This window comes from Olsenella sp. kh2p3, from assembly GCA_900119625.1.
Classification (GTDB): Bacteria; Actinomycetota; Coriobacteriia; order Coriobacteriales; family Atopobiaceae; genus Tractidigestivibacter.
The window spans coordinates 95,470-104,548 of sequence record FPKD01000009.1 but is presented as its reverse complement, the minus strand read 5'-3'; the positions used below and the strand labels follow the sequence as shown (position 1 = coordinate 104,548).

The window sequence follows — 9,079 nt, the reverse complement described above, 5'->3', positions numbered from 1 at the left end:
AAGTCGCAGGCCCTGCCGCATACGGGGCAGCGGCGCTGCTCGCGCTTGTAGGGCCGGACGCTCACGACGATGCGCTCGGCCTCGATGCGCGCGCCCAGGACGACCGTGCGGGCCAGACCGAGGGCGAGAAGTAGTAGACTCTTCATGCGTCACACCTCTTCGGTTGTCTGAATTTGGCTTAGCAATCATAGGCGGATGACGCGGAAACGGCCCCTCCCGGGGCCGTTTCAGTTCCAGATCGTTGTTTTCGCCCGCTGAGCTGGGCCTATGCCGGAATCTCTCCCACAGAAACCACCGAAGAGCCCAAAATTTGCGGTTGACGGCCCATTTTGGGCGAATCGCCGAGTACGAAAGCTCTAACTTTTTGCGGAGCCGCAGGTAGCGAAATGGTACCTGCCAGGTGATACTAAGCGGAACCCCCGAAAAAGGCCGTCAACCGCAAATTTTGTGCAGCGCCCTTACACAGTGGCCACCAGACACACGGGAACTAGTTAGAAATCACGAACGTGGTCACGTAGTCGGTGGCTTCGGGTGCCGCTATCCCCGGGTCGGACTTCACAAACGTCCCCTCAAATCCGGCATCCTGGACGGCAATCTGGAAGTGGCACGCCGCAATGCCCATGTCGACCTTCTGGATGTCGCCGGTAGACTCCCGCGCGTACCCCTTGGTCTTGTGCTCGTAGAAGTGGACCTTCTCGCCGTCAAGAACAAGGCGCCACGGCTGCTTGTTGGTTGCCGAGGGAGACCAGCGCACCGTCTGAAGCGGCTCAAGGAGGCCACCCGCCTCACCCTCGCCAAGGGGATGGTCGAAGTCTCCCCTGAAGAAGAGTGACTCGAACGGGGCCCGCTCGTCCGACCGCATGTTCTTGCGCATGAGGGTCTCGCACACGGACCTCTTGTCCGCAGCGTAGCCGAGAGGGGTCACGGCAGGCATGACCTCGTCGGCCCCCACGCCCAGCGCCCGCTCGAAGGCCTTCCTGTCGATCGTCGCGGCAAGCCACACCGTCCCCAGCCCCAGCGACGTGGCGAGAAGGACGAACCTCTCGAAGGAATAGCCAAAGCCCAGCTCCGCGTCCTCCTGCCTGTGGTACTTGGCAGCAACGTACGTGTTGGCCCCCACGATCACGGGGCTGGACACGCCGTCGCGCTTGCGGTCGAGAAACTTGAACGTTATGGGTACGCCAAAGGGATTGGTGTCGTGCTTGGTGAAGTCCTCGAGCTTCGCCATTAGCTCGTCCGGGATTGGTCTGTCGTTGAAGGTCCGCACGCTCTTGCGCGCTTTGATGGTGCTGGAGTCCATGTGCTGTGTCCCCTGTTCTTCTCGCCACTGCATGCCGCGTCTTGCCGGAGTGCCTTAGTCCTGCGAAATGTGCAGGAGGGTCTTGCCCTGGGAGTGGCCCGACCTCACGCGCTCGAGCGCGTCATTGACCTGGTCGAGCCCGTAGGTACCGTCGATGGAAACCTGCAGCGGGCGCTCCGCCGGGAAGAGATCCCCCACGCGCTCGAGCTGCGCGCCGTCCTCGTGAACAAAGATGAAGTCGTAAGTCTGGTCCCTCTGCGCCGCCATCCTGTCGAACTTGCGGCCGGCAATGCCAAAGAGCGCGCGCTTAACAGGCGAGAGGCCCGCCCGCCTAGCAAAGCGACCATTGGGCAGTCCGCGCAGCGACACGAGGTGTCCGCCGCGCTTGAGCACGCTGAACTCGTCCGGCAGCTCGCGCTCGCCCAGAGTGTCGAGCACGCAGTCAACGTCGTGGAGCACGTCCACGTAGTGCTGCGCCCTGTAGTCGATGAAAGTGCTGGCACCAAGCTCGCGGACGCGCTCCTCGTTGCGGGCGCTGCCATTGGTCGCCACCACAAGCCCCATGCGCGCGGCAATAGGGATGGCCATGGCGCCAAGGCTACCCGTCCCTCCCGAGATGAAGAGCGTCTGGCCCGCCTTCGCCTCCATAAGCTCGAGCGCCTGCATGGCGGTGAGCGCCGTGAGGGGCACGCACGCAGCCTCCTCCATCGAGAGGTAGTCGGGCACAACGGCGAGGGCGGACTCATCTACTGCAGCGTACTCGGCAAACGCGCCGATCTTCGCGAGCGGCATGCGTCCGTACACACGGTCGCCGGCCTTGAACTTTGCCGCCGCAGAACCCGCCTTCACGACGGTGCCCGAGAACTCGTTGCCCATCACGAGCGGCGTGCGATACGGCACGATGAGACGCACCTCACCACGGATGATCATGTTGTCCAGCGGGTTCACCGCCGCCGTGTGGATGCGCACGAGAACCTCGTGCGCCGCGGGCTCGGGGACGGGGACATCGCGCACCGCAAGGGTTGCGCCGTTCTTGTCGTAGCCGTCCAGAATCGCTGCCTTCATTGCTTAACGCCTTCCTGCCGGTGGGAGCTTCTCTCGTCCTTCTCAATCCGTTCGCGCATGCGCGCCATACAGTCCGCAAGCGTCGCGCCCGCAAGCTCGTCCTCCACGACCTGCTCCGCATGGCGGAACATCCCGCTGAGCACGGGCCGGATGTTCTTGCCCACAATGCACGAGTCGCTGGGGTTCTGGTGGATGTCGAACACGTGAACGTCATCCGTCTCCTCAACCGCGCGGTACACGTCGAGAAGGGAGATGTCAGAAGGTGCCTTGAGCAGGGAAAACCCGCTTACGCCACGTCGACCCTCGATGATTCCGGCACGGCTGAGACGTGCAGCGACCTTACGGATGTAGCTGGCGTTTGTCCCCACGCTCGTCGCGATCTGCTCCGAGTTCATGGGCTGCTCCGCCTCGGAGACAAGAATCAACATGTGAATGGCCGTCGAGAACTTGGTGTCCATGCACTCCCCTACTTCCTGCTTCTGTCGAGTTGTAATTGTATCACGTACTGATACATCTACCACGACAACAAAAGGTTGCCTCCCCAGTCGCATAAACTCACCACTTGCGTCGCGACGAGAAGCGCAGGAGCATCTCTACGTCAAGCTCACTTGCTACACTCTCGCACCAGCCTCTGCCCGATCGCGTAGGCGTTCTCCAGGTCCTTGGGGAAGTTCTTCTCGCGCGAGAGCTGCTTCTTCTCGGCGTCAAAGCCCGCCATGGAGTACTTGGAGTAATCCGCCACCTGCAACGTGTCAAAGCACGGGTACAGGCAGACCTCGCCGTTGAGCATCTGGAGCTCCCGCGCGTACCCCTCGAACGCGTCCTTGTAGAGCCTGTCGTAGAACTCCTTCGACGCGTTCATGCTGACAAAGAATCCCACGTTCACCTTCCCGGTGAAGTAGTTGCTGTAGTCGTCGTAGGACAGCGCGCAGAAATGCAGCCGCTCCATAACCTCGAAGTACCGGCTCGTCGGCCTGCCCAGGTAGATTGCCGTGCCAACGAGAAGGACATCCGACCGGAATACCTTGTCGATTATCGGGGACAGATCGTCCTTCCAGTAGCAGTGGCACCTCTCGGCACCCTTCCTCTTGCAGAGCATGCAGCTCCTGCACCCGGTGAAGTTGAGGTCGTAGAGGTCAATGTACTCGACCTCGGAGCCGGCGTCCCTGGCGCCCTCGGCCGCCGACTTCAAGAGCTTTGCCGTGTTCCAAGCTTTGCGAGGGCTTGCGTTGAGCACCAGGGTCTTTGTCATAGGTCTCCCTCCCCCGTGGATCTCGTTCGCACATGCTCATTCTACGTGTGGCGTGGAGCGCCTCAAGGCTGGACTCACGCAGCTTGGTGCGCTATCGAGGCCTCAGGCCCGCTAGGGCCAGTCGTTGCACTTGCCCTGAGGATTCGCCTTACATTTACTTACGCGGCAGCGAAGCTTGCGCTGATGGAGCCGCTTCCCACCACGGCCGCCAAATCCGAAGCATCCGCTATCTTGCCGATGCGCGTATAGGCATAGGAGGTGGTGTGGGATTCGTAGAAGACCACCAGGCAGTTGTTCCCATAGAGCATCACATCCCCCGCCTCGATGGTACCGGGGTTGGACGCGTTGGTCGGGAGCGAGCTGTCCAGATAGACGTACTTCTCGTTCCCGTTGAGCTCGCTCATCTCCGTCTGCAGCGGGAGCATCGCCGCGAAGGCTGCTGCTGTCTCATTATCATCCAGGTCGATGGCGAACTGGTGTCCCTCAACCGAGAGCGTGACCGTTGAAATGGACGGGTTCATAGAGGACTCCTCCCCTTGGTTGGTAGAAGATGCCGTTGCATCCTGGTTCGCTGGATCGATCTCTTGAGGTGCGCTCGCATTCGCACTGGATGCATTCACGCCATTCTTATCGCTGGATTGCTCCTGAGCGCATCCTCCAAGGAAGGAGATGCAGAGCACGGACGCTAAGGCAGCTGTCAACAGGATTCTCTTCACGGGGGTCCCTTCCTCCTCACAAGCTCCGGCCGAACTGGCGAACCTCTTCCAGGCTCTGGGGAGAGGACGCAGCTGCGCCGGGATATTCGAAGATGCCACAGTCCTCCGCGCCGTACCAGCCTTGCAGGAACCCATGGTAGATGCGCTCAGCCGCGGCATACACGCCCGAAGATCCGGAATCCAAGATCATGGCCATCTTCTTGCATGCCTTCGGGATCTCAAGGGCATAGGTCCGATGGATGGCGCAGTGCAGCTGCCCCGTGAACGAGCCGTAGTAGATCGGGCTTGCCAGCACGATCATGTCAGCGCTGGCGTAATGGGGGTAGATCTGCTGCATGTCATCCTTTTGGATGCATTCGCCGTTCCCTTGGGTGTGGCACCACTCGCACCCGATGCACCCATGGATGTCCATGGAGGCAACATCGAACACGGTCACTTCATGGCCCGCTTCGCGCGCTCCCTCGGCGAACGCCTGGGCCAACGCGGTCGTATGCCCATTCTTGCGGGCGCTTCCCTGCAGGACGAGTATCTTCATGCTATGCCTTCCTGATCGTGATGTCATAGGATCCCTTCAGCCCGCGCAAGGTCTCGATGGCATCATCGTCCAAGCGGCCCAGGTTCAGCTGGTCCCCATAGGACCCTGAAGCGTCTTCGCCATCGAAGAAGACGGCGAACCAACCGCCGCCGGGGTTGTAGTTGATGTCACCGTTCGACCATCCATACCCGACTTGTGCCGCGTCATAGGGAAAGCTCTGCTCCATCTGGCCACAGAAATCCATTCCCGATGACCCCACATGAATGGAGATGGGGAGCGCTTCGAAGAACGCTTTCGCGGTTTCCGTATCGTTCAGGGTTCCCGAGACGATGGTTCCGTCAAAGTCCATCTCAATGTGCATTTCTGACCTCCTGCATCTTTACGATAGATTGTGGCCAAGCTCATAGGCATCCTGTAAGAAAGATATGGCTAAGGCAACTTCACGTACTGCGACGGCATCGGGCGGGCACGCGCATCTATTTCGTCGGGTCGGTCGTGCCCGCAAGGGGTCTCTCCCCCGGACGCGCGAGGGGGCCAACGAGCTCGTGGGGGCGGTATGGATCCTCGAGGAAGCCCACCTCCTCATCAGAAAGACTCAAGTCCAGCGCCCTCACGGCATCGTCCACGCGGTCGGGCCTGGAGCAGCCCACGATGGGCGCGGTAACCCCACGGGCCCAATGCCACGCGAGCGCGATGTCGGCCATGGGCACGCCCCGCCTTTGCGCTAGCTCGGCAACGCGCGCGACCACTGGCATATCCAGCTCCTGGTCGTGGTCGTACTTCTCGTGCATGGTGGAGTCGGTCCTGGAGCGTCTGCTTTCGGAGTCCCACGTCGGACGCGTGAGGTGGCCGCTCGCGAGCGGGCTGTACGGGGTGAGCGACACGCCGTACTGCCGGCACACGGGAATCATCTCGCGCTCGTCCTCGCGGTACAGCAGGTTGTAGTGGCACTGCATGGTGCTGAACGGGGCCCAACCGTTTTCTTGCGCCGTGACCTGCATGTTGTGGAACTGGTAGCCGTACATCGCGCTCGCGCCCAGTGCCCGCACCTTGCCTGCGCGCACGAGACTGTCCAGCGCCTCCATGGTCTCCTCGATGGGTGTGTCGTAGTCGAAGCGGTGGATGATGTAGAGGTCCAGGTAGTCGGTGCCAAGGCGCCGTAGGGTGCCATCGATTTCATGCTCTATCGCGGCCTTGGTAAGGTGCCCGAGGCTCCCCTCGTTGAAGAACACCTTGCTCGCCAGCACAACGTCCTCGCGCCTCATCCCGAGGTTCTTCAGAGAAGTACCTATGAACTCCTCGCTCGTACCGTGCGCGTAGCAATTCGCCGTGTCGATGAAGTTTACGCCGAGCTCGAGGGCACGTTTGAGGACGGCTTGCGTTGCCGGCTGGTCGATGACCCACTGGTGAAAGTCGGGAAACACCTTGCCAAAACTCATGCCGCCGATGCACACGCGCGATACCTTGATGTCGGTCTTGCCAAGAGTTGCGTACTCCACGATTGCCTCCTTTCGGCAGAAAGCCAGCTATATCCCAAGCCTCGTGTAGCGCTCTGTGGGCTCAATCCGGTAGAGCTCGGCGTGACCTGCCTTTGCAAGGGCCTCCGCCGCCATCTCCGTCGTGCCGGTAGCGCTGAAGAACGTGACGATCGTTCTTGTCATAGTGAATACTCCCTCATTTGGATTGGCGCCGTCCGGATGTCGCGGAATCCGAGCCCACCGTTCACGCCAGGCACGAGACTACTCCCTGTCAAGACGCAGGCATCCCCCGACGCGCTCGCCAAGACTCCAGTACGAGTAGGTGGGGAACTCGAAGAGGACCGGCGCCACCCTGCCGTAGTCTATCTTTCCCTTCTCGTCCAGGCATGCCTCGTCCACGTACGTGCCGTCGATCGCGAGCACAAAGGTCTCGAAGCCGTCCGTCTCGTACACATCCTCGACGGAGCAGGCAAGCGAGAGGGGCGACTCGTCGATGAGCGGCGCGCCGTCCTCGGCCGCGCTCCACGCAAAGGCGCAGGACTTGTCCTCCTTGGTGCCGCTCACGCTGCCCACGTGGTCTGCCGCGCGAAGGAGCTTCTCATCGATCAGGTTAACCGAGCAGGTGCCGTTCTTGCGGATCCACTGGTTGGTGTAGTGCTGCTTGGCGCAGCTGATGGTCACCCTGTCGTGCCCTATGATGCCGATGTGCGCGACGAGAAGCCAGTTGGGACCCTTGTCCGTCATGGCGCCCACGGCCGTCACGGGCGTGGGGTACAGCGCGAGCTTCGATCCAAGGTTCTTCTTTGCCATTGTCTCTCCTAGTCCATCTTCTTTCCCCAGGCCCAGGCACCCAGCACGATCTTGGGATCCTTCTCGTCGTTCATTCCTGTCTCCCATCGTCCGAGTTGTGTCTTCCTCAAGTCGCTGGGACGATTCTCAGACTTAGACTATGGTTTAAGTCAATATACTTTCTCTAAATTATGAAAGCGGCTTCACATCCTGTGACGGGGTGCGGGGCGCCACCAGGAGGGGAAGCGTTTTGGAGAAGGTCTACACCATTGGAGAGGCGGCGGCCGTGCTGGGGATGCCGGCGTCGACCATCCGCTACTACGACAAGAACGGCCTGTTCCCGGACATGGCGCGAAGCCAGGGCGGCATCCGCGTGTTCACCGAGGACGACCTGGAGTGGGCGCGATTCATAGAGCGGCTCAAGGTGTCTGGCATGCCCATCCGCGAGATCAAGCGCTACATAGACCTCTATCGCAAGGGAGACTCCACCATCGAGGAGCGCCGGCGCATCGTGAACGAGCGGCGTGAGGCCATCCTGAGGCAGATGGAGGACCTCAGGCTCTCGCTCGACTTCATTACCTACAAGTGCTGGTATTACGACGTGGCGGCAAAGTCGGGCACCTGCGACACACCCAAGAACATGCCCGCCGAGGAGCTTCCGGAAGACATCCGCCGCATCAAGGCGGAGTGCCGAATCAACAGGTACTAGGTTGCCGGAAAGCGCCGCGCGCGGAGGGCTCGATGGCGGTCCTTGCGTACATGCTTTTGATGTCATGCACGAGCCGTTGCCACCGCAAACCAGACGAATCCTTGGTCACGCGTCACCGCAGGGCCCTGCAAACTGGATTGATTCATCGATTACGTATACTATATTATACGTAATTGCACTTTACGTATTATATTTATGACAGGTAGTAATATGAAGCGACCTATGTCAGCCAAAACGAAACTAGCGGCCAAGAGCATCGGCGAGAACATAGCCACATGGCGCAGGCTATACGGCCTGACCTCGCAGGAGCTTGCCGACAAGGCCAATGTCTCACGTGCGACCATCTCGCGCCTGGAGAACGGCGACCCCTCCGTTAGCCTCGAGACGTTCCTTAACGCATGTCGGGCGCTGCAGACCCTCAACGCCGTAGTTGAGGCAACGGACCCCTATCAGACGGACTTGGGGCGCGCAAGGGCCGACCAAGCGCTTCCACAACGTGTGAGGAGCAGGCATCGGTAACGGACAGGGGCAGGCTCCTTCTCGCCAAGTTCTCGCACCCAGGCGACGAGTGGGACGTTATGGCATGGGAGAAGACCAGCCTCGACGTCGCCAGGGCGGTCGGACTCGCGGTCCCTGTGGCAAGACTGCTCAGGATAGGATCTGATTCGGTCCTTCTGCTAGAGAGGTTCGACCGCGAGGGCTCGCTTATGAATGGACCGAGGATTCCGTACTTGAGCGCCATGAGCCTAGTCGGTGCACGTGACGGATTGCAATGCGACTACGCTGACGTTGCAGACGCGCTAGTGGATTGGTGTCGAGATCCACTCACCCAGCTCGAATCCCTGTTCACGCGCGTCGCCTTGTCCATCGCCTTGCACAACACAGACGACCACCTACGGAACTTGGGCCTCCTTCGAAAAGGAGGAAGCTGGGTTCTCTCCCCCGTATTTGACGTCAACATCAATCCCGACCCAGGGAAACAGCGCGTCACGTCGGTCTTTGGCGAGACGGGCAGGTCCGAGATCGACGGACTGCGGGAGCTGGCAGAAGCATGTGGCCTCACAGCCGAGAAGAGCGCGACTGCGGTCGCGAGGGTGGTAGGCGCGGCACGTTTGTGGAGAAGCCTTGCAAGGCGAAACGGTTGCAAGGAAGCGGAGGGCGAACTGATGGGCCGCGTCGTGGATGAGCGCGTCCAAGCGTTAAACGAGGCGTTCAGCTAAGTTGCGCGAATGGGA

Annotated in this window: 12 protein-coding genes and 1 pseudogene; 3 read left to right on the top strand and 10 right to left on the bottom strand. The window is 60.8% G+C overall.

Annotation, left to right across the window (positions count from 1 at the left end; all coding sequences use genetic code 11):
• Positions 1-487: 487 nt before the first annotated feature.
• From BT122_RS09450 to BT122_RS09405, 10 genes are all read right to left on the bottom strand, one after another.
• Positions 488-1,300 carry a nitroreductase family protein gene (locus BT122_RS09450; protein WP_072355673.1) on the bottom strand — a complete coding sequence of 271 codons (813 nt, stop codon included), beginning with the start codon at positions 1,298-1,300 and terminating at the stop codon, positions 488-490.
• A gap of 54 nt (positions 1,301-1,354) precedes the next feature.
• Positions 1,355-2,365: an NADP-dependent oxidoreductase gene (locus tag BT122_RS09445; RefSeq protein ID WP_072355672.1), complete on the bottom strand. Its 1,011-nt coding sequence runs from the start codon at positions 2,363-2,365 to the stop codon at positions 1,355-1,357.
• Positions 2,362-2,823 carry an Rrf2 family transcriptional regulator gene (locus BT122_RS09440; protein WP_072355671.1) on the bottom strand — a complete coding sequence of 154 codons (462 nt, stop codon included), beginning with the start codon at positions 2,821-2,823 and terminating at the stop codon, positions 2,362-2,364. Before BT122_RS09440 ends, BT122_RS09445 begins: the two co-directional genes overlap by 4 nt.
• Before the next feature lie 146 nt (positions 2,824-2,969).
• Complete coding sequence (locus BT122_RS09435) at positions 2,970-3,617, bottom strand: flavodoxin family protein (protein ID WP_072355670.1); 648 nt, start codon at positions 3,615-3,617, stop codon at positions 2,970-2,972.
• Between the two features lie 158 nt (positions 3,618-3,775).
• Complete coding sequence (locus BT122_RS11015) at positions 3,776-4,138, bottom strand: cyclophilin-like fold protein (protein ID WP_083432435.1); 363 nt, start codon at positions 4,136-4,138, stop codon at positions 3,776-3,778.
• A 211-nt stretch (positions 4,139-4,349) separates the two neighbouring features.
• Entirely contained in the window at positions 4,350-4,868 is a 519-nt protein-coding gene (locus tag BT122_RS09425) for a flavodoxin family protein (protein ID WP_072355668.1), read from the bottom strand.
• A 1-nt stretch (position 4,869) separates the two neighbouring features.
• Positions 4,870-5,229 (bottom strand): cyclophilin-like fold protein, encoded by a 360-nt coding sequence (locus BT122_RS09420; RefSeq protein ID WP_072355667.1) that lies wholly within the window; start codon positions 5,227-5,229, stop codon positions 4,870-4,872.
• A gap of 115 nt (positions 5,230-5,344) precedes the next feature.
• Positions 5,345-6,367, bottom strand: coding sequence for an aldo/keto reductase (locus BT122_RS09415; protein WP_072355666.1), 1,023 nt, complete (start codon positions 6,365-6,367; stop codon positions 5,345-5,347).
• 27 nt (positions 6,368-6,394) lie between these two features.
• Positions 6,395-6,529, bottom strand: coding sequence for a flavodoxin (locus BT122_RS11180; protein ID WP_083432434.1), 135 nt, complete (start codon positions 6,527-6,529; stop codon positions 6,395-6,397).
• Between the two features lie 78 nt (positions 6,530-6,607).
• Positions 6,608-7,156: a flavin reductase family protein gene (locus tag BT122_RS09405; RefSeq protein WP_072355665.1), complete on the bottom strand. Its 549-nt coding sequence runs from the start codon at positions 7,154-7,156 to the stop codon at positions 6,608-6,610.
• Positions 7,157-7,385: 229 nt separating this feature from the next.
• On the opposite strand from BT122_RS09405, the gene BT122_RS09400 reads away from it, so the two are divergent.
• From BT122_RS09400 to BT122_RS09390, 3 genes and pseudogenes are all read left to right on the top strand, one after another.
• A complete protein-coding gene (locus BT122_RS09400; protein ID WP_072355664.1) occupies positions 7,386-7,844 on the top strand; it encodes a MerR family transcriptional regulator in 459 nt (152 codons plus the stop codon).
• Between the two features lie 222 nt (positions 7,845-8,066).
• Entirely contained in the window at positions 8,067-8,363 is a 297-nt protein-coding gene (locus tag BT122_RS09395; RefSeq protein WP_286130357.1) for a helix-turn-helix transcriptional regulator, read from the top strand.
• 56 nt (positions 8,364-8,419) lie between these two features.
• A pseudogene (locus tag BT122_RS09390) lies at positions 8,420-9,064 on the top strand (type II toxin-antitoxin system HipA family toxin); the annotation flags it as partial.
• Positions 9,065-9,079: the final 15 nt, after the last annotated feature.